Source organism: Bradyrhizobium elkanii WSM2783, from assembly GCF_000472865.1.
GTDB classification, from domain to species: Bacteria; Pseudomonadota; Alphaproteobacteria; order Rhizobiales; family Xanthobacteraceae; genus Bradyrhizobium; species Bradyrhizobium elkanii_A.
Window position 1 is genome coordinate 63251 of sequence record NZ_AXAP01000013.1, and the last position, 20166, is coordinate 83416.

The 20166-nt window shown below is 64.1% G+C and carries 18 protein-coding genes; 1 reads left to right on the forward strand and 17 read right to left on the reverse strand.

The window, feature by feature from the left end:
- Positions 1-86: 86 nt before the first annotated feature.
- The 12 genes from YY7_RS0114245 to YY7_RS61875 all read right to left on the reverse strand — a co-directional run bounded on the left by YY7_RS0114245 (position 87) and on the right by YY7_RS61875 (position 13379).
- On the reverse strand, positions 87-1760 hold the full coding sequence (locus tag YY7_RS0114245) for a mucoidy inhibitor MuiA family protein (RefSeq protein ID WP_028163847.1): 1674 nt from the start codon (positions 1758-1760) through the stop codon (positions 87-89).
- A 204-nt stretch (positions 1761-1964) separates the two neighbouring features.
- Positions 1965-3137, reverse strand: a complete 1173-nt coding sequence (locus YY7_RS0114250; protein ID WP_028163848.1) for a thiolase family protein — start codon at positions 3135-3137, stop codon at positions 1965-1967.
- 261 nt (positions 3138-3398) lie between these two features.
- Positions 3399-4988 (reverse strand): phosphoglycerate dehydrogenase, encoded by a 1590-nt coding sequence (serA, locus tag YY7_RS0114260; RefSeq protein WP_028163849.1) that lies wholly within the window; start codon positions 4986-4988, stop codon positions 3399-3401.
- A 127-nt stretch (positions 4989-5115) separates the two neighbouring features.
- Positions 5116-6288, reverse strand: a complete 1173-nt coding sequence (locus YY7_RS0114265; protein WP_028163850.1) for a phosphoserine transaminase — start codon at positions 6286-6288, stop codon at positions 5116-5118.
- A gap of 78 nt (positions 6289-6366) precedes the next feature.
- Positions 6367-6555 (reverse strand): hypothetical protein, encoded by a 189-nt coding sequence (locus tag YY7_RS0114270; protein WP_028163851.1) that lies wholly within the window; start codon positions 6553-6555, stop codon positions 6367-6369.
- 237 nt (positions 6556-6792) lie between these two features.
- Positions 6793-7263: a GNAT family N-acetyltransferase gene (locus tag YY7_RS0114275; RefSeq protein ID WP_028163852.1), complete on the reverse strand. Its 471-nt coding sequence runs from the start codon at positions 7261-7263 to the stop codon at positions 6793-6795.
- Between the two features lie 18 nt (positions 7264-7281).
- A complete protein-coding gene (locus YY7_RS0114280; RefSeq protein ID WP_028163853.1) occupies positions 7282-7872 on the reverse strand; it encodes a glutathione S-transferase family protein in 591 nt (196 codons plus the stop codon).
- Between the two features lie 78 nt (positions 7873-7950).
- Entirely contained in the window at positions 7951-8775 is an 825-nt protein-coding gene (locus YY7_RS0114285; RefSeq protein ID WP_028163854.1) for an outer membrane protein, read from the reverse strand.
- Positions 8776-8959: 184 nt separating this feature from the next.
- On the reverse strand, positions 8960-9814 hold the full coding sequence (locus tag YY7_RS0114290; protein WP_028163855.1) for an outer membrane protein: 855 nt from the start codon (positions 9812-9814) through the stop codon (positions 8960-8962).
- A gap of 302 nt (positions 9815-10116) precedes the next feature.
- Positions 10117-11376, reverse strand: a complete 1260-nt coding sequence (locus YY7_RS0114295; protein ID WP_028163856.1) for an MFS transporter — start codon at positions 11374-11376, stop codon at positions 10117-10119.
- Positions 11377-11645: 269 nt separating this feature from the next.
- Positions 11646-12998, reverse strand: coding sequence for a phosphoglucosamine mutase (gene glmM / locus YY7_RS0114300; protein ID WP_028163857.1), 1353 nt, complete (start codon positions 12996-12998; stop codon positions 11646-11648).
- Between the two features lie 216 nt (positions 12999-13214).
- Complete coding sequence (locus tag YY7_RS61875; protein WP_165435371.1) at positions 13215-13379, reverse strand: hypothetical protein; 165 nt, start codon at positions 13377-13379, stop codon at positions 13215-13217.
- A 105-nt stretch (positions 13380-13484) separates the two neighbouring features.
- Between YY7_RS61875 and YY7_RS0114310 the strand changes: the two genes are divergently transcribed.
- Complete coding sequence (locus YY7_RS0114310; RefSeq protein WP_028163858.1) at positions 13485-14621, forward strand: alpha-hydroxy acid oxidase; 1137 nt, start codon at positions 13485-13487, stop codon at positions 14619-14621.
- A 195-nt stretch (positions 14622-14816) separates the two neighbouring features.
- Here the strand turns inward: YY7_RS0114310 and YY7_RS0114315 are convergent, their stop codons facing one another.
- From YY7_RS0114315 to YY7_RS0114335, 5 genes are all read right to left on the reverse strand, one after another.
- Positions 14817-15395 carry a hypothetical protein gene (locus tag YY7_RS0114315; protein ID WP_080663696.1) on the reverse strand — a complete coding sequence of 193 codons (579 nt, stop codon included), beginning with the start codon at positions 15393-15395 and terminating at the stop codon, positions 14817-14819.
- A 111-nt stretch (positions 15396-15506) separates the two neighbouring features.
- Positions 15507-16349: a shikimate dehydrogenase gene (locus YY7_RS0114320; RefSeq protein ID WP_028163860.1), complete on the reverse strand. Its 843-nt coding sequence runs from the start codon at positions 16347-16349 to the stop codon at positions 15507-15509.
- 38 nt (positions 16350-16387) lie between these two features.
- The gene (locus YY7_RS0114325; protein WP_028163861.1) at positions 16388-17020 is read right to left on the reverse strand and encodes a YoaK family protein; all 633 of its coding nucleotides are present in this window, start codon (positions 17018-17020) and stop codon (positions 16388-16390) included.
- Between the two features lie 3 nt (positions 17021-17023).
- On the reverse strand, positions 17024-17812 hold the full coding sequence (locus YY7_RS0114330) for a GNAT family N-acetyltransferase (RefSeq protein ID WP_028163862.1): 789 nt from the start codon (positions 17810-17812) through the stop codon (positions 17024-17026).
- A gap of 51 nt (positions 17813-17863) precedes the next feature.
- On the reverse strand, positions 17864-19912 hold the full coding sequence (locus YY7_RS0114335; protein ID WP_028163863.1) for an elongation factor G: 2049 nt from the start codon (positions 19910-19912) through the stop codon (positions 17864-17866).
- Positions 19913-20166 lie beyond the last annotated feature (254 nt).

Genomic DNA, 20166 nt, shown 5'->3' on the forward strand with positions numbered 1-20166 from the left:
CAGATGTATTCGCGGAGAAAGCCCCTCACCCGGATTGCTTCGCAATCCGACCTCTCCCCGCAAGAGCGGGGCGAGGTAAGAACCACCTACCCCGCCGGCGTCATCACGACGCCCTTGTCCTTGGGCCAGCGGATGCGCCAGGCGAAGTTGATCTCCTTCAGCTCGCTTGGTTTCGCATCGAACGTCCATTGCAGCACGCCACGTCTGTCGCGCAGATTGGTCGCGGTCGGCGCCGTGGTCTGCGGCAGCATCTCCACCACGATCTCCTCGCTCTCGCTGACCGGAAGCTGATCCTCGATCGCGACGCGGATCGGGAAATCATGGCCGTTGCGGATGCTGGTCTTGAACGCGCGTTCGTCGGTCTTCGATGTCGTCACGATCAGACCCGCCGAGCCCTCGTTGCGCTTGACCACCGAGCGCTCGACCTTGACCTTGTCGTCGGCGCCGAAGCCGAGCCGCACCGTTTCGTCCTTGCCGGCGGACGCGATCTTGCCGCGCCCGACGAAGACGCCATCACGATAGATCGCGACGCGGCCCGGCAACAGCGGCGCGTCCTCGGCCTGCTTGAAGCTCGCCTCCAGGAACGCCGTCGGATCGAGCACCGGCACGGCGCGGATCGTCAGCTCGGGCGCGATCACGTGGCTTCCGATGCGCAGGCTCTTGGCTCCCTCGCTGGCACCGAGGCTGACGCGGCCGGGGATTTTGAAGGTGGCCTGGAAGTCGCCGATCTCGGCCACGGCCTGCTGCTCGTCGGCGCGCTCGCGCGCATCGAACGCCTCGGCGGCCTTCGCGGCTGGCGCCGAGCGCAGTGCGGTCGCCGGCCGCGCCAGCTCCGGCACGGCGCTTGACAGCGGCACCGGGCGCGGAGGCTGCGGATACTGCACGAGCAGCGAATTCAATTCGGGCGCGCTGTCGCCACGGGCAATGCGCACGGTGGAGACGCCGAGCGCGACGTTCGACCAGTCCTCGCCGGTCGACTGCGTGATCTCGGCGCGGCGCACCAGCTCCAGCGAGGGCTTTCGATCTTTCGCGCCGGTATCGAGACGCGCGTCGTAGATCGGCGCCCAGCGCGCATTGCGCACCGAATAGGTGACGCGCAGGGTGGCTTTCGCAGCAGTCGCGGCGGCGAGGTCGATACGGACCTCGAGCTTGCCTGGCGGCTTGGCGGCGCGGTCGGATTCCAGCCGCGCGATCTCGCGGTCGATATCGCGCTGCTTGCGCTCGGCTTCGCGGGTCGCGGTATCGGCGATCGCGATCTCTTCGGAAACGGCGGCAAAAGCGGCGCGCCATTCGGACAGCGGCCGCGCCTCGCCCTTCTCGCCGATGCCGACCGGAGCGGCTTCGGCAAAACGCTCGGCGAACTGGCGGCGGGCCTTGGCGGCGTCGATCGCGCCTTGCAGATTGGCGTGCTCGTCGTTCAGCGCCTCGATCCGCTTGTCGAGCTCGGGCAGGTTGACCGGCGGCGCCGCGCGCGGCTGGCGCGTGTCGATCGAGCCGATCGTCAGCTTGCCGTCGGCGTCGCCTTCAACGCGCAGCGAGGATGGATCGAGCGACAGCGGAAAATCCCTGGCGACCAGCGTGCTGTCGCCGGACGGCAGATCGAGCGTGATGACGCGGGTGACGCTCGCACCATCGGGATAGACGGTCACCGCATCCACCGTCGAAGATGCATCGACGTCAGCCGCGCGCGCCGGCAAAGCGGCAAGCGCGGTGACCAGCACCAGACTGGTGGTGACAAGACAATTGGCAATCAAACGCATTGGATTCCTTTCCTGCATAGCGCGCAGACTTCAGCCTGTCGGCACTGCCGGACAGTGGCTGATGTCACACCCCCATCGGTGGTGAGACGCAGCGAGAAAGAAACCGGTTCGATTGCGGTTTGCGTGAGGCGTGGCCCGAAACAAAAAACACGGCGCGGAAACGCGCCGTGTTTTCCGTTCATGTGGCGTTCAGCCGAGCAAGGCTCAGCTATAGATCTCGAACAGGCCGGCGCCGCCCTGACCGCCGCCGATGCACATGGTGACGACGCCCCACTTGGCCTTGCGGCGGCGGCCTTCCTGCAGGAGGTGGCCGGTGAGGCGCGCGCCGGTCATGCCGAAGGGGTGGCCGATCGCGATCGAGCCGCCGTTGACGTTGTACTTCTCAGGATCGATGCCGAGCTGATCGCGGCAATACAGGCACTGGCTGGCGAAGGCCTCGTTGAGCTCCCAGAGATCGATGTCGTCGATCTTCAGGCCGTGGCGCTTGAGCAGCTTCGGCACCGCGAACACCGGGCCGATGCCCATCTCATCCGGCTCGCAGCCGGCGGTCGCCCAGGCGACGAAGCGGCCCAGCGGCTCCAGGCCGCGCTTCTCGGCGTCCTTGGCTTCCATCAGCACCACGGCGGCGGCGCCGTCGGAGAGCTGGCTGGCATTGCCGGCAGTGATGAACTTGCCCGGACCCTTCACCGGCTCGAGCTTCGCCAGACCCTCGATCGTGGTGTCGGGACGGTTGCACTCGTCGCGGTCGACGACATAGTCCTTGATGCTCTCTTCCTTCGTCACCTTGTCGACCACCTTCATCTTGGTCTTCATCGGGACGATCTCGTCCTTGAACTTGTTCGCCTGCTGTGCGGCCGCCATGCGGCGCTGCGACTCCAGCGAGAACTCGTCCTGGTATTCGCGGCTCAGCTTGTAGCGCTCGGCGACGATGTCGGCGGTGTCGATCATCGCTATGAAGATGTCGGGCGCGGTCTTGAGCAGCTCCGGATCGACCGATTCCTTCGGCGTGCCGCCGCCGGGAATCGAGATGCTCTCGACGCCGCCGGCAACGATGCATTCGGCGCCGTCGGAACGGATCGAGTTGGCGGCCATCGCGATGGTCTGCAGCCCCGAGGAGCAGAAGCGGTTCACCGAGACACCCGCGGTCGACTTCGGCAGGCCGGCGAGCAGTGCGGCCTGACGGCCGATATTGGGCGCGCCGTGCGCGCAATTGCCGAGATAGCAGTCCTCGACATACTCCTTGTCGACACCGGCGCGCTCGACGGCATGCTTGATAGCGTGCGCCGCCAGCGACATCGGCGGAGTGATGTTGAACCCGCCGCGGGCGGACTTCGCCAGGCCCGTGCGTGCATAGGAAACGATAACGGCTTCACGCATTGTGTTTTCTCCCTTGTTCGGACGGCCTGATATGACCGGTCTTGGCCCATTCGTACACGGATTTTGTCGGGTGCCAAACGACAAACGCCGCCTCCGATGCCGGAGGCGGCGTTGTTGTTCCGCAGGTCGGAATATGTGGTGTGTGCGAGTCCGTGTCCGCGCGCCGTCATGCCCGGGCTTGTCCCGGGCATCCACGTCTTTCGGCGAACGCGGACAAGCGTGGATGGCNGGGACAAGCCCGGCCATGACGAAAGATGGTAGCTAGAATACGAGCGCCTTGACCTGCTTGACCTGCGGCAGCGCCTGCACCTTGGCGAGCACGTCCGCCGGCACCGAGCCGTCGACCTCGACCAGCGCGATCGCGTCGCCGCCTTGCGCGACGCGGCCGAGATGGAAGGTCGCGATGTTGATCTTGGCGTCGCCGAGCAGACTTGCGAACTTGCCGATGAAGCCCGGCTTGTCCTCGTTGGTCACATAGATCATCGATTTGCCGAACTCGGCGTCGACCCGGATGCCCTTGATGTCGACCAGCCGCGGCTTGCCGTCGTGATAGACGGTGCCGGACACCGAGCGTTCCTGCCGCTCCGTCGTCACGGTCACGGTGATCAGGCTCTCATAGTCGCTCTGCGCGGCGCGCGTCACCTCGTCGACCACCATGCCGCGCTCCTTGGCAACGACAGGCGCGGAGACGACGTTGACGTCGCCCAGCATCGGCCGCAGCAGGCCCGACAGCACCGCCGAGGTCAGCGCCTTGATCTTCATCTCGGCAACATGGCCCTCATAGGTGATCTGGGTCTTGACGATGCCGCTCTCGGTGAGCTGGCCGGCGAACGAGCCGAGCTTCTCGGCGAGCTCGATGAACGGCTTCAGCTTGGGCGCCTCCTCGGCCGTGATCGAGGGGAAGTTGATGGCGTTGGAGATCGCACCGGTGAGCAGATAATCCGACATCTGCTCGGCGACCTGCAGCGCGACATTCTCCTGCGCTTCCGTGGTGGAGGCGCCGAGATGCGGGGTGCAGATCACGTTGGGATGGCCGAACAGGATGTTCGAGGTCGCCGGCTCCTCGGAGAACACGTCGAAGGCGGCGCCCGCGACATGCTTGGAGTTGAGCGCGTCGACCAGCGCCTGCTCGTCGACGAGGCCGCCGCGGGCGCAATTGACGATGCGGACGCCCTGCTTCATCTTCGCAAGCGCCGCGGCATCGATGATGTTACGGGTCTTGTCGGTGAGCGGCGTGTGCAGGGTGATGAAATCGGCGCGCTTGAAGAGATCGTCGAGCTCGACCTTCTCGACCCCGATATCCTTGGCGCGCTCCGGCGACAGGAACGGATCGAAGGCGATCACCTTCATGCGCAGGCCGAGCGCGCGGTCGCAGACGATCGAGCCGATATTGCCGCAGCCGACCACGCCGAGCGTCTTGTTGGTGATCTCGACGCCCATGAAGCGGTTCTTCTCCCACTTGCCGGCCTGCGTCGAGGCATCGGCCTGCGGGATCTCGCGAGCGAGCGCCAGCATCAGCGTGATCGCGTGCTCGGCGGTCGTGATCGAATTGCCGAACGGCGTGTTCATCACGATGATGCCCTTCGCCGTCGCCGCCGGGATCTCGACGTTGTCAACGCCGATGCCGGCGCGGCCGATCACCTTCAGCCTGGTGGCCTTCTCGATGATCTTGGCGGTCGCCTTGGTCGCCGAGCGGATCGCGAGGCCGTCATAGTTGCCGATGATCTCGGCGAGCTTTTCCTTGTCCTTGCCGAGATTGGGCTGGAAGTCGACCTCGACGCCGCGATCCTTGAAGATCTGCACGGCCGCGGGCGACAGGGCGTCGGAAATGAGAACTTTGGGTTTGCTCATGGGAGTAGTTCCCTCGATGGACGATGCACTGATGGCGTCACCCGCGAACCTGCCTCGCGAGTCCATCTTCTTTTCGTGATGGATGGCCGGGTCAAGCCCGGCCATGACGATGATGAGGTGACGTTACTTACGCGGCCTTCGGCAGCGAGGCCTTGGTCTCAGCGAAGGCCCAGTCGATCCACTGCGTGAGCAGCTCGACGTCCTTGGCTTCCACGGTGGCGCCGCACCAGATACGCAGGCCGGCGGGCGCATCGCGGTAATGCGCGAAGTCGAAGCCGGCATTCTCCTTCTCGACCAGGGCAACCAGCTTCTTGCAGAAGTCGGCCTGCAGGTCCGGCGCGAGCGAGGTGATCGCGGGATCGGTGATCTTCAGGCACACCGAGGTGTTGGAACGGATCGCGGGATCCTTGGCCAGGAAATCGATCCACGGCGTCCGCGCCTTCCAGTCGGCGAGCACCTTGGTGCTGGCGTCGGCGCGGGCGATCAGCGCCTTCAGGCCGCCGATCGATTTCGCCCAGTCGAGCGCATCGAGATAGTCCTCGACGCAGAGCATCGACGGCGTGTTGATGGTCTCGCCTTCGAAGATGCCCTGGTTGAGCTTGCCGCCCTTGGTCATGCGGAAGATCTTCGGCAGCGGCCAGGCCGGCTTGTAGGTCTCGAGCCGCTCCACCGCGCGCGGCGAGAGGATCAGCATGCCATGCGCGGCCTCGCCGCCCAGCGCCTTCTGCCAGGAGAAGGTGATGACGTCGAGCTTCGGCCAGTCGAGCGGCTGCGCGAATGCCGCCGAGGTCGCGTCGCAGATGGTGAGGCCTTCGCGGGTCGCGCTGATCCAGTCGGCGTTCGGCACGCGGACACCAGAGGTGGTGCCGTTCCAGGTGAAGACGACGTCGGTTGCCGGATCGACCTTGGAGAGATCCGGGATCTCGCCATAGCCGGCATTCAGCTTGGTGACGTCCTTCAGCTTCAATTCCTTGACGATGTCGCTGACCCAGCCCTCGCCGAAGGATTCCCAGGCCAGCGTCGTGACGGGCCGCGCACCGAGCAGCGACCACAGCGCCATCTCGACAGCGCCGGTGTCGGAGGCTGGCACGATGCCGATCTTGTAGTCGGCCGGCACCTCCAGCACTTCGCGCGTCAGCTCAATAGCTTGCTTGAGCTTGGCCTTGCCGATCTTCGCGCGATGCGAGCGGCCGAGCGCGGCGTCCTTGAGATTTTGGGGAGTCCAGCCGGGGCGCTTGGCGCAGGGGCCGGAGGAGAAATGCGGCGCGTTCGGCCGCGAAGCGGGCTTCGCTGCAGTCATGATCTACCCTTCCAGATAGCTGCCTCTCGGTGGGGAGAGGTTTCCCGCCGTCGGAGATAGTGGAAGGGTAAAGACTCGTCAAGGAACTTCCTGATGATCACAGGCGATTGATGGCGCCTCGTCGGGCGATGGCGCCTGATCAAGCAGTCCGGCCGCATCGTTCACCAGCTTGACGGCCTTCCGCCGGCTGGAGACTCTCATGATGCTCTTTTCATCGGCCTGCACGATGTATTCGTTGCCCGCCCTGACGATTGAATATCGCTTCATCTGAAATATCCCCAAGCTGTCCCAGAACGCGAAGACTTTGGACCGGCATCGCGTTCGATCTTTGCTTGATCATGATCTCTTGCGGATCATGTTCTGCCGCTGGGAGACGCGTAACTAGCAGCAGCGTTCCCGGCCGTAAAATTACGGAGGCCGGCGTAGTTTATCGCTTGTTAACCGGAACGCAGAGCGACGACTACCACTGCGATCAGCGATCTTGCCCACGCAACTTGGCGCAAGTCAGAAGCGCATCGTCATGCCGATATGACTGCGTTGAAATCCAAGCCGTTCATAGAAGCGCTGCGCGTCGGTGCGGGTGTGATGCGTCAGCAGTTCGACGAGGATGCAACCGCTCGCGCGCGCTTCAGTGATCGCCCATTGCACCATCTGCTCGCCGATGCCGCGGCTGCGGCAGTGGGTTGCAACGCGCACATCCTCGATCAAGCCGCGCGAGGCGCCTTGCGAACTTATGCCCGGCAGGATGCATAGTTGCAGGCAGCCGACCACTGCACCGTCAGCGTCCTCGGCGACCACGAGCTTGAAATTCGGATCGCGATCGACCTTCTCGAACGCGGCGAAATAGGATTGAGGCAAGGGATCCTCGATCCGCTCGCGCGCGCTGCCAAGCCGATCGTCCGCAAGCATGCCGACGATGACGGGAACATCGTCGCGACGGGCGCGGCGGATCGTGATCGAGGACGCAGTTGCCATGATGTGTTCCAAAAAAAATTAGCCTGCTGGCGCCAGGCCAAGTGAGCGCTCGGCCTCGCCAATCCAGCGGCGAAGCGCGGGATACCCGCCGAGATCGAAGCCGCCCTCATGCGCGAGCCGCGTGTAGGCAAGCAGCGCCACATCGGCGAGCGAGAGCGCCTTGCCGGCCAGGAACGGCGTCAGCGCAAGCTGCTGCTCCATCCGCGCCAGCGCCGCATGGCCGCGCTTGACCTTCTCCGGATCGAGCTCGGAAGCGGATTTGCCGAGATAGCGCATCTGGAACCGGCACACGGCGATATAGGGCTCGTGGCTGTATTGCTCCCAGAACAGCCACTCATCCATCTTCGCGGCGGCGAAATCATCTGACGGGATTAGGTCGCTGCCACGGGCGAGATAGCGGATGATGGCGTTGGACTGCGCCAAAGCGCGGCCGTCGTCGAGCACGATCGTCGGCACCTGTCCGGCGCTGTTCATGCTCAGGAAGTCCGCACTGCGCGTCTCCTGCTTGAGGATGTCGACGTCGATCCATGTGTAGGGCAGCGCGAGGTAATCGCACACCCATTTCACCTTCAGGCAATTGCCCGACTTGTCGTCACCGTAGATTTTCATGGCTGGCTGCTGTCCTGCTCCCGAATGACAGAGCACCAGTGGAAACGGAAGCTGTCAACACATGGGGCACAAATGCGCCTAGAATTTGTAGCCGAGACCGGCGCGCACTGTGTTGATGTTGGTATCGACCGTTGTGGTGAAGCGGATGTATTCCCATTCCGCGCGCATGAAGAGGCCCCCGACCAGATTGATGTCGATGCCAAGGCCGGCGGTGTAGCCGTAGATCAGGTGATTGTGCACGGCATCAGTCGCGCGCAATGGCATCAACGGTCTGAAAGGTCCAAACGGATCGGCACTCACCGCGTCCGTAACGAGTGCACTATGCGAAATGTCGGCCTTGCCTAGCGCGAAGCCGCCGAACGCATAAGGTAGGAAGCATCCGAACGCATAGGCTGCGCGCCCCCGGAACGTCGCGATGTCCGAGATCGAGATCGAGGACGCCGAGGTGACTCCGACGTCATGGTAGCGGGTGTCGGTAAGAGGGGCGCCGCTCACAAGCTCCTTGCTGGCGCTGGCCGCGCCGCCGAAGCTGCCGTGCACGTAGCTCGCCTCCAGGCCGAGCACGACGTCACTCCATTGCCAGTTGTATCCGACAAAGGCTCCATATGCGGACGAACGCGCCGTCTGCTTTCCGAGACCGAGATTCCATTGCGCAACGCCCATCTGCTGGACGATGTTGTCGGAAATCAGCGAGGAGATCAAAGATGACGGCTTGCTGTCGAAATTGGCATCGGATGATCCGTAGCCGGCTTGGCCACCAATGTAGAGACCTTCCCAGTAAGCTCTGGAGGTTGTCAGCCCATCGGTGAAGCTGCCGCGAAGCACCGGGAGATCGGGAAGATCGGCGGCCTCTGCGCTCGTCACCGCGCCACACATTGCCGCCGCCAGCAGAAACCTACGCATCGCCCACGCCCCCAAATCGACTTAACCAAACCCGGAGACGATCATCGCTCGTTAACCTTAACCAATGGTTGTCACGCGCCGCGTTTGCCACAATCTTCCGCGTGATGGCCGCGCTTTCCACAAAACGAAAACGGCGCGGGAGCATCCCGCGCCGTTTGCAATCGTTAACCGATGAAGGTTCGTATTAACCTTTGCGCACCAGCGGCGGCGGTGCGTAGACCGGCTGCGGGCTGTCCAGATTCCAGCGCACGCCGAGCTTGAGATCGTGCGAAGTGATATCCCTGAAGTTCATTGGATTGTTGGTCGTGAAGCCCTGGAACGTCGTCACGGGTCCGGTCAGTCCCGAACCGAGGTCGACGTAGCTGTAGGCGACTTCCAGCGTCAGGTTTGGACTGACCTTGTAGGCAAGACCTGCATGCGCGGCCCAGGCGAAATTCCACTTGGAAGCCGAAGCGGCGGTCGCAAAGCCCGGCGCAATCACGCCGGGAGAGAAATCGGCAAGACCTTGATCAGTGAAATTGGAGACCGTCACGCGCGCTGCGCCAACACCGGCGCCGATGAACGGCGTCACGCACCACCACGTGCCAAGATCGACATAGGCGTTGGCAAGCACAAGCCATTCCGACTTGCTTGCGTTGTAGTTGTCGGACCCTGCGCCAATAACTCCGCCGCCAAGCGGATAGGTCACGAGATCCTGTCCGTGAAAGTTCGTCCTTCCACGATACTGACCGGTGATGTCGGCGCGGAACCAGTTGTTGAACTGATAACCGACACCAAGACCGAAGATGCCGCCGGTATCGAAGCCGGTCTGCTGGTTCAAGGAGAGCAGCGGCGTGTACAAGGCATTGTTGCCGTTTCGCACTTCCTTCACGCTCTGATTGCTGAAGCCGATATCGCCGCGCAGATACCAGCCGCCGAAATCTTCTACCGGCGGCGGTCCGTAGGCCGGTGGCGGCGCGATCGGCATATCGGCCGCGAATGCCACCGAGGAAATCAAGGAGACCGCACCAGCGGCAAAGAGAGATTTAACGCAACGCATTGGCTTCGTCCTTTTGGCCAGTGAGGCGAGCAGGGAAGCCTCACGTCTGAAAACCCACGGCCGGACGATGGCACTAAATGCTTAAGCGGCGCTTAACCCTAATTATTAAGGTTGACAACCTCTGACGATTTTCCCGAAAGCTCGCGGTATTGCGCTATTCCCGCTGTCGAACAGAAAGTGGTCGCGCCACAAATGCTAACGATGCGTTGACGAAATCTTGGCTCTTGTCTTCGCGGTTTCTTCACGCGAACCGGAATCCACTCTCGGATCAAGTCCGAGGGCGTGCTTCGCTCGAAAACGCTTTAATGCGCGTGGTTCGGCATTTTCGGGAGGAACACCGCAAGCAACCCGATCGCCGGCAGGAACGCGCAGAGCTGATAGATGAAGGCGATGTCGGTGTGATCGGCAAGCTTACCGAGCACCGCCGCGCCCAAACCGCCGATGCCGAAGGCAAAGCCGAAGAACAGGCCGGAAATCATGCCGAAGCGATGCGGCATCAGTTCCTGCGCGAACACGATGATCGAGGGCGTCGCCGACGAGATGATCAGGCCGATGAACACGCTGAGCACGGCGCTGGTGACGAGGCCGGCATAGGGCAGTGCCAGCGTGAACGGCAGCGCGCCGAGGATCGAAAACCAGATCACGTATTTGCGGCCGAAGCGGTCGCCGAGCGGTCCGCCCACGAAGGCGCCAGCTGCGTTCGCTGCAAGGAAGATGAAGAGATAGAACTGCGCCGCTTGCGTCGAGACGTCGAACCTCTCGATCAGATAGAAGATGTAATAGCTCGAGAGGCTCGAGACATAGAGCTGCTTCGAGAACAACAGCGCGACCAGCACGGCGAGCGCGATCGTCACCCGCCGCCCGGTGGGTGCGTCCGGGTGCCGCTCGACGACCGCCGCCTTCTTGGTCACGATCTGCGGCTTGTACCAGGCACCGATGCGCCACAGGATCAGGATCGCAAGACCCGCAATCGAGGAGAACCACGCGATCGAGGGCTGCCCGAACGGCACCACGATCAGCGCCGCGAGCACCGGACCCATCGAGGTGCCGAAGCTGCCGCCAAGCTGGAACACCGATTGCGCAAAGCCGTAACGGCCGCCCGAAGCGAGCCGCGCGATCCGCGCCGATTCCGGATGGAACACCGCCGAACCGAGCCCGACCAGCGACGCCGCGATCAGGATGATGCCGTAGTGATGCGCGCCAGCGAGCAGCAGCAGGCCGAAGAAGGTGAAGCCCATGCCGATCGCAAGCGAGAACGGCTGCGCCTTCTTGTCGGTGAAATGCCCGACCAGCGGCTGCAGCAGCGACGCCGTGAACTGGAACGCCAGCGTGATCATGCCGATCTGCGTGTAGTCCAGCGCGTAGGCGTCCTTCAGGATCGGATAGATGGAGGCGATCAACGACTGCATGGTGTCGTTGAGGAAGTGCGAGAAGCTGATGCCGGCCAGTACGATGTAAGCCGGCCCCACCGCGGTCGCACGGGCTGCCACGCGCGGCGTCACGTCTGATACCAGCACCGGTTCAGCCAGCGCTTCTTCTGAGACGGCAACGGGCTTGTTCAACGGAAATTCCTGGCAGGGAGCCGCGAAGCGGCAATCGGTGCTGCTTACGCCGCACCAAACGCTGCGACTACCGACAATAGATGATGGCTGCGATGCTACCGGCGCGCGCTGGACGGTCCCTTCGCGGCCCATCCTTCGAGACGCCCGCCTTTGGCGGCCTCCTCAGCATGAGGTCTGATTTCGCGGCGCAATCTCAGACCCTCATGGTGAGGAGCGCCGCCTGCGGCGCGTCTCGAACCATGAGGCCCGCCTCGCGGGGGAAGAAAGAGCTACGCCGCAGCAGCCGCAGCATGGCCGAGTGCGGAGACGATGTGATCGACGACTTCCTCGACCAGGAGGCGGTCGTCGCCCTCGCCCATCACGCGGATCACCGGCTCGGTGCCGGAGGAGCGGACCAGGAGGCGACCGTGGCCGTTGAGCCGCTTCTCGGCGTCGACGATGGCGGACTTGACCTCGGCATCATCGAGCGGCCTGCCGCTGCGATAACGCACATTCTTCAGGATCTGCGGCAGCGGATCGAAACGGTGGCAGACTTCCGACACCGGGCGGCGGAGCTTTTGCACCACGGCAAGCACCTGCAGCGCAGCGACGAAGCCGTCGCCCGTGGTGGCGTAATCGGAAAGGATGATGTGGCCCGACGGCTCGCCGCCGAGATTGTAGCCATCACTCAGCATCCGCTCGAGCACATAGCGGTCGCCGACCGGCGTGCGCACCATGTCAAGGCCAATGCCCTGCAGGAAACGCTCGAGCCCGAGATTGGACATCACGGTGGTGACGATGCCGGGCTTGGCGAGCCGGCCCTCGTCCTTCCAGCTCTGCGCGATCACTGCGAGCAACTGATCGCCGTCGACCACATGACCGCGCTCGTCGACCAGGATCACGCGATCGGCGTCGCCATCGAGCGCAATGCCGATATCGGCGCGCATCTCGCGCACCTTCTTGGCCAGCGTTTCCGGCGCGGTGGAGCCGCATTCCTTGTTGATGTTGAAGCCGTCGGGCTCGACCCCGATCTGCACGACGTCGGCGCCGAGCTCCCACAGCGCTTCCGGCACCACCTTGTATGCGGCGCCATTGGCGCAATCGATCACGACGCGGAGGCCATCGAGGCTCAATTCGCGCGGCAACGTGCGCTTGGCGAATTCAATGTAGCGGTCATGGACGCCGTCGATGCGGCGGGCGCGGCCGAGGCTCGCGCTCTGAGCGAGCCGGCGCTCGATCGGCTCGTCGAGCAGTTGTTCGATCTGCTTCTCGACGTCGTCGGAGAGCTTGAAGCCTTGCGGCCCAAACAGCTTGATGCCGTTGTCCTCGAACAGATTGTGGGAGGCTGAGATCATCACGCCGAGATCGGCGCGCATCGACTTGGTGAGCATCGCGACCGCCGGCGTCGGCATCGGGCCGAGCAGCAGCACGTCCATGCCGACCGAGGTGAAGCCCGCGACCATGGCATATTCGATCATGTAGCCGGACAGCCGCGTGTCCTTGCCGATCACCACGCGATGGCGATGGTCGCCGCGCTGAAATACCAGGCCGGCGGCCTGCCCCACCTTGAGTGCAAGTTCCGGCGTAATCAGACCATTGGCACGGCCACGAATCCCGTCGGTCCCGAAATATTTACGGCTCATATAACCCCCAAGTAAGGCCTGGGCTTCTCCAGCCACCTCAGCGAGAAGCCCGAAACGCCACCATGCAGGCGTTATAATGCGTCAGCCACCAAGGCGGCTTCAAAATATATGATGAATCATTACCGTCGCCCGAAGGCAAGAGTTTAGGTTAATATATTGTAAAATAATGTATATTTCGGAGGCCGGGGTTCCTACGGACAGCGGCCAGCGGCGACTCTAGCGCTTGCGGAGGATGTGATGGTCGTCCTTGGACGGCGCCGGTTGCGTCACATTGACGGGGTCGGAGGCCGGAAAAGTCTCCTCCAACCCCTCCTCCAGGGACTCCTCGAGCGCACGCTTTTCGCTCTCGGCATCTTTCGGCTTGGGGGTCGATCCGGTCATGGTGGCCTCCTACTAGGTCGGATTTCGCGGGGGCGATTTGGCAGACGATCCAACCATGCTAGATGACGGCGCATTCGCGAAATACAAGACGGGCCGGGAGCGTCCATGAAGCACATCACCTGCATCGAAGATCTGCGCCAGCTACACAAGCGCCGCGTGCCGAAGGCATTTTTCGACTATGCCGACCGCGGCTCCTATACCGAGGACACGCTGCGCGCCAACAGCGAGGATCTTCAGCAGATCAAATTCCGCCAGCGCATCCTGGTCGACGTCTCCAAGCGTGACCTCAGGACCACGATCCTGGGCGAGCCGGCCGCGATGCCGCTGATCCTCGCCCCTGTCGGCCTGCTCGGCATGCAGCATGGCGATGGCGAGATCTATGCCTGCCGCGCCGCACAGGCCGCCGGGATTCCGTTCACGCAGAGCACGATGTCGATCTGCTCGATCGAGGACATTGCGGCCGCCGTCGACAAGCCGTTCTGGTTCCAGCTCTACGTCATGAAGGACCGCGGCTTCATCAAGGCGCTGATCGAGCGCGCCATCGCCGCCAGGTGCAGCGCGCTGGTCCTCACCGTCGACCTGCAGGTGATCGGCCAGCGGCACCAGGACATCAAGAACGGCATGACCGTGCCGCCGGAATGGTCGCTGTCGAAACTGATCGATTTCGCCACCAAGCCTGCCTGGGTCTCGGGCGTGCTGCGCGGCAAGCGCCGCACCTTCGGCAATCTGGCGGGCCATCTCAAGATCGACCAGGACATCACGTCGCTGTCGACCTGGATCAATTCGCAGTTCGACACTTCGCTGAACTGGAAAGACATCGACTGGATCCGCAGCATCTGGCCGGGCAAGCTGATCCTCAAGGGCATCCTCGACGTCGAGGACGCGGAGATCGCGGCCAAGACCGGGGCGCAGGCGATCGTGGTCTCCAACCACGGCGGCCGCCAGCTCGACGGCGCCCCCTCCTCGATCGAGGTGCTGCCCGAGATCGTGGACGCCGTCGGCTCGCAGGTCGAAGTCATGTTTGACGGCGGCATCCGCACCGGCATGGACGTGATGCGCGCGCTTGCGCTCGGCGCAAAGTCCTGCATGATCGGCCGCGCCTATGCCTACGGTCTCGGCGCCGGCGGACAGGCCGGCGTCACCGAGGCGATCAACGTGCTGGCGAAGGAACTGCTGACGACCATGGGCCTGTGCGGCGTCAACACCATCGCCGAGATCGACGACAAGGTGCTGGCGGTTTAGGTCAACACGCGCGCGATGCCGATTGATGTGCCCTCGCCCCTTGTGGGAGAGGGCAGCTCCGGCATCGGCAACGAGCGCGTTCGGGGTGAGGGGTTCTCTCCGCGAGTGGCGCCGCCCGCGGAGAGAACCCCTCACCCGTCGCGCATTTCATGCGCGCCACCTTCTCCCAGAAGGGGAGAAGACAGCAACCCGCACTTACATCGGCGGTGTGATGCCGTCGCGGCCGACGCTGATGCGGTCGGCCTCGAGCGAGCCGTCGGGCGACTTTTTGGTGAATGCGATGATCTTGGCGCCCGCCTTGAGCTCGGACTTGTCGCCGGGGACGTAGGTCACGACAGGCGTATCGGGCGAGACCAGCATCTTCTTCTCGCCGTCCTTGTATTTGACGAGCAGCGTGTGGCCGTCATTGCTGACAACGGATTCGGCGACCGTCGCATTGGTCATGCTGCTGTTGGGGCGCGTGTCCCAGGGCCGCGAGCCCTCGCCGGTGCCGCGCATGTCCTCCGGGAAGACGTGAACCTCCACCGCTTTCGGCGTGCCGTCGGAACCCGGCACGGTGGTGGCGCCGATGAAGGAGCCGACCTTGATGTCGGATAACGCGATCTTGACGATGCCGGCGACACGCGCATCGCCCGTCAGATGCAGCTTGATCTCCTCGCCGCTGCGCGATTTGACCGCGAGCGTGTCGCCGTCGACGCTTTCGATGGTGCCGCGCAGGCGCGACGACACCGGCGGCTGCTGCGCGATCGCATAAAGGGTTGATGCCGCAACCATGGCGACGGCAAACAGCGGGCGGGCGAGCGTGGAACGGTAGGGAGGCATAGCGAGAGCTCCGGGTGGATCATCTCTACAGAGACCCCGCTTTCGCGGCGATATTTCCTGCCCTCAAGCCTTTGTGAGATCGTTCTCGACCAGCGCACGCAGTTCCGGCGTCACTTGCGGGCGCTGGCCGAACCACAGTTCGAAGCCGCGCACCGCCTGGTGCAGGAGCATGCCGAGCCCGTCGGCCGTCTTCAATCCGCGCCCCTCGGCGGCTGCAAGCAGCGGCGTCTTCAGTGGAACATAGACGAGGTCAGCAACAACAGCATTTGACGGCAGCAAGCCGACGTCGAGCGCGAGCGCCGGCTGGCCGTGCATGCCGAGCGAGGTGGTGTTCACGAGCAGCCCTGCGCGCGGCAACAGATCGGCAAGCGCATCCCAGCCAGCCGGCTCGACGCGAGAACCGAACTGATCGGCAAGCGCGCGGGCGCGCTCGATGCTGCGATTGACGAGGTGAATGCGCTGCATGCCGCGATCGAGCAATCCGAACACCACGGCGCGCGCCGAGCCGCCGGCGCCGAGCACCAGCGCTTCCGTCGCCTGATCCCAGCCGGGCGCCGAGGCGTCGAGATTGTTGATGAAGCCTTCGACGTCGGTATTGGTCGAACGCAGCTCGCCGGCTTCGTACCACAGCGTGTTGGCGGCGCCGACCGCGCGGGCGCGCTCGTCAGGCAGCGACAGCGCCAGCGCGCGCTCCTTGTGCGGGATCGTGACATTGGCGCCGACGAAGCCGTGGAACGCGAGATGCAACACGAACTCGGCAAAGCCTTCCGGCGGGATCGCTTCGATGTTGTAGCCGCCCTCGATGCCGAGCTTCCTCAGCCAGTAGTGATGGATCAGCGGCGAGCGCGAATGCGCGGCCGGCCATCCGATCAGGCATGCGGCGCGGGCTTTGGTCGGTGCGGTCATTGCAGTCCAATCGGACAAGCAATGCGGACTGTCAACATTCACTTATCCCGCACCGCGACGAACGCCGTAAGCACGACGGCGGCGCCAGCGGCGAACCAGACCGCGGACAGATTGAGGTGGAGATAAGCGAGCGCGCCGACGGTCGACCCCAGCACCAGTGCCGCCCATAGCAGGAGGTTCGGCAGCCAGGCCCAGCGCGGGCCGCCGGTCAGCGCCGCCCCAAGGAGTTGGCCAGCCTTGACCAGCGCGCCAGTGACATAGGTGAGGCCGAGGCCGGCGCCGCCGCGGATCTGGAACATCGCATTCTCCAGCCCCATCGCGAACACGATGCCGCCGACCGCGGCCGTCGGCCAGCCGAATGTGTAGGCGAGCGCGGCGCCGACGAGCAGCAGCGCTTCCGTCAGCAACAGCCAGGTCTGGCGACGGCCGCCGCGCGCGAGCACGATCAGGCTGCCCGCCGCCGCGCCGAACACGAAGGTCACGATGATGCCGATGGTTTGCGCCGCCGCGAACCAGTTCGCCTCGGTCAGGTTGACGCCGAGACGCGTCGAATTGCCGCTCATGAAGGAGACGAACAGGCCGCCGAGATGCAGATAACCGATGCCGTCAAGATAACCGGCGAGCGCGCTCAGCGCGCAGGCCAGCGTCATGTTACGGCGCGAGTCAAGCATGCGTCACGCCGTCCACTCGTAGACCTCTTTCTCGTAGGCTTCGGTGAAGCCGGCGCGCAGCAGATTGCGGTACGAATGTTCCAGCATGTACATGGTCTCGGAGACCTGCACTCTGCAGCCCATCTGCTCGGCACGTTCGACCCGCTTCGCAATCAGCGCCTGCTGCGCGCCGCGCTTGCGATGGCTTTCGGCTGTGGTCGCGGCCAGGAGATAGCCGATGTCCTCGAACAGGCAGAGCGCGGCGATCGCCACCGGCTGATTGCCGTCGAACGCCATGTAGTGAACGAAGCCCCTGCGGCCGGCCGAGCGCGCATATTCCGGCCACAGCGTGTCGCCGAGCTGATCGCGCGCAGCGTCGATCTCGTCGGTGGTCACCTCGCGGATGCTGAGATCTGTGGCGAAATGAAGCGGCGAACAGGCCGTGCGCCACAAGGTCGGATATCCGGTGCGACGCGCGCGCGACAGGCCGCCCGCCTCGAGCCGCGCCCGCATCACGTCCATATCGGGACCCGGGCTCAACCAGACGAAGAAGCGCTTCACACCCTCAGCCGTGAACAGATCGATGAAGCGCGGGACCGCATCATCCGCCATCGCGGGATCAGCGCCGCAGAGATAGACGCGATTGAGATTGGCGGATGGAAAGGGCGCCTGACGTTCGGGATCGATGGTCACGTAGCAGTGACCGAACGGCGGACCGTCGAACTGCCGGCGCACGAGGCGGTAGGGCTGACAACGGCCGTCCAGCCATTGCGTCAGCCGCCGCATTTTCAAGGAGAGATCGACAACGTCCATGGCGATGCGGGGATCATGACCCTAGATCCGGGGCCATGATCCTAGCAACACTTATGCCGCCACGCGATGCGCCGCAATAATTTGATCGGCGGTCCGGCCGGTCACTTCAGCCATGTGATCGAACTGCCGGGTGAAGCTGCCGGCGCCGGCGGTGGCCGAGCGGAGTTCCACGATCAGGTCGCCGATTTCGGCTTCCGGCATGGTGGCGCGGACGCAGTCCCAGCCCGCCCAGCCCTCGCGGGTGTCGAAACCGAGGATCTGGCCCCGCCGCGCCGACAGGATCGCGTTGATCTTGGCGGTGGCGTCGGTCGGGCAGACGATTTCGACCATGTGGATCGGTTCCAACAGCACCGGATGACAGTTCGGCAGCGCCTCGCTGACACCGATCCGCGCTGCGGTGCGGAACGCGAGATCGGAGGAGTCGACGCTGTGGTAGGAACCGTCAGTCAGGCACACATGGACGTCGACCACGGGAAAGCCGAGCGGCCCCTTCTGCAGGCCGTCGACCACGCCTTCTTCGACCGCGCCGATATAGTTCCGCGGCACTGCACCGCCGACCACGGTCTCCTCGAAGCTGAAGCCGGAACCGCGCGGCAAGGGCTTCACCTCGAGCACCACGTCGCCGAACTGACCGTGGCCGCCGGACTGCTTCTTGTGCCGGCCGCGCTGGGTGATCGGTTTCCGGATGGTCTCCTGATACCCGATCGCAGGTGGGTGCGATTTGACGTTGACGCCGAAGCGGTCACGCAGCCGTTCCACCGCGACGCGCAGATGCATCTCGCCCTGCCCCCACAGCACGGTATCGTGCGTGCGTGCGTTCTGGATCTGGGTCAGCGACGGATCCTCCTCGTTCAGCCGCAGCAGCGCCTGCCCGAGCTTGACGTCGTCCTTGCGGTCGGTGGCCGCGACCGACATCGCGAGCACCGGCGAGGTCGGCTCGACCTTCACCAGCGAGGGCGGCGCGGTCTTGCCGCTCGCCACGGTGTCGCCGGTCTTGATCGCATCGAGCTTGCCGAGCGCAACCGTATCGCCGGCTTCCGCGGAGGCGCGCTTGGTGTCGAACGCGCCGCCAGCGGCGAGGATACCGGAAACGCGGCCGGTCTCGCCGGACGAGGAGGTCAGCGTCGCGCCATCGTCGAGACGGCCGGCGAGCAGCCGCGCCAGCGACAGTTTGCCACCGTGCTGCAAATGCACCGTCTTGAACACGTAGGCGAGCGCATCCTTGGTTTCGGGGGCGCCAAGGCGCTTGGCGGTGTCGGCGATACCGGGCGATTCATGACGCAACGCCTTCAGCAGGCGCAGCACGCCATTCTCGCGCAGCGCCGAGCCGAGCAGCACCGGGCAGATCACGCCTTCGCGCAGTTCGCGGGCGAGATCGTCGAACACGGCATCGCGCGGCGGCTGGATGTCCTCGAGCAACTGCTCCATCAGCGCGTCGTCATGGTCGGCGAGCTTCTCCAGCATCGAGAAGCGCGCTTCCTTCTCGCGATCGAGATTGCCGCCTTCGAGCGCGACCACCTCCGACGGCTTGTGCTCGCGATAAACGAAGGCGCGTTCCAGCGCCAGATCGACGAAACCCTCGATCAGATCGCCGTTCCATATCGGAATTTGCCTGAGCACCAGCGGCACGCGCGAGGCCGGCTGCAGCGTCGCGAGCGTCTCGCGGACGCGCTTGTTGGCGCGATCGATCTTGTTCAGGAACAGGAAACGGGGAATGGCGAGCTCTTCCAATTCGCGCAGGATGAGCTGCAATTGCGGCAGCTTCTTCTCGTCGGCCTCGCAGACCACGACCGCGGCATCGACCGCGGGAAGCGCCATGCGCATGTCGTGCGCGAATTCGACCGAGCCGGGACAATCGAGGAAGGTGTAACTGTCGCCCATGAAGGTCGTGGTGGCGGCGGTAAGACCGACGCTCATCTTGTGATTGCGCGCTTCCGCACTGGCATCGCCAACGGAAGTTCCGGCATCGACACTGCCGGCTGTCCGGATCGCACCGGTTCGCGCCAAGATCGCTTCGAGTAGTGTGGTCTTACCGCTTTGGAAAGGGCCCACCAGTGCGATGCACCGTGGACCTCGGGGACTTCTGACGTCTTGTCCCATATTGCCGTCTCCTCGTCTGGAGCTCGGCCCTTGATTGGGTCGGCAATCAACAATGCTCCGCCCGTCGCGGGCGTTTGGCAAGCGGGAACACGCGCGAAAACGTCGCTGCGTTGCGATGTAATGCAATGAAGCGTGCACGACTCCTTCCCTTCTCCCCTTGTAGGAGAAGGTGGCGCGCATGCAATGCGCGACGGATGAGGGGTTGTCTCCGCGGGCGACAGTGCTCGTGGAGAGGACCCCTCACCCAAACGTGT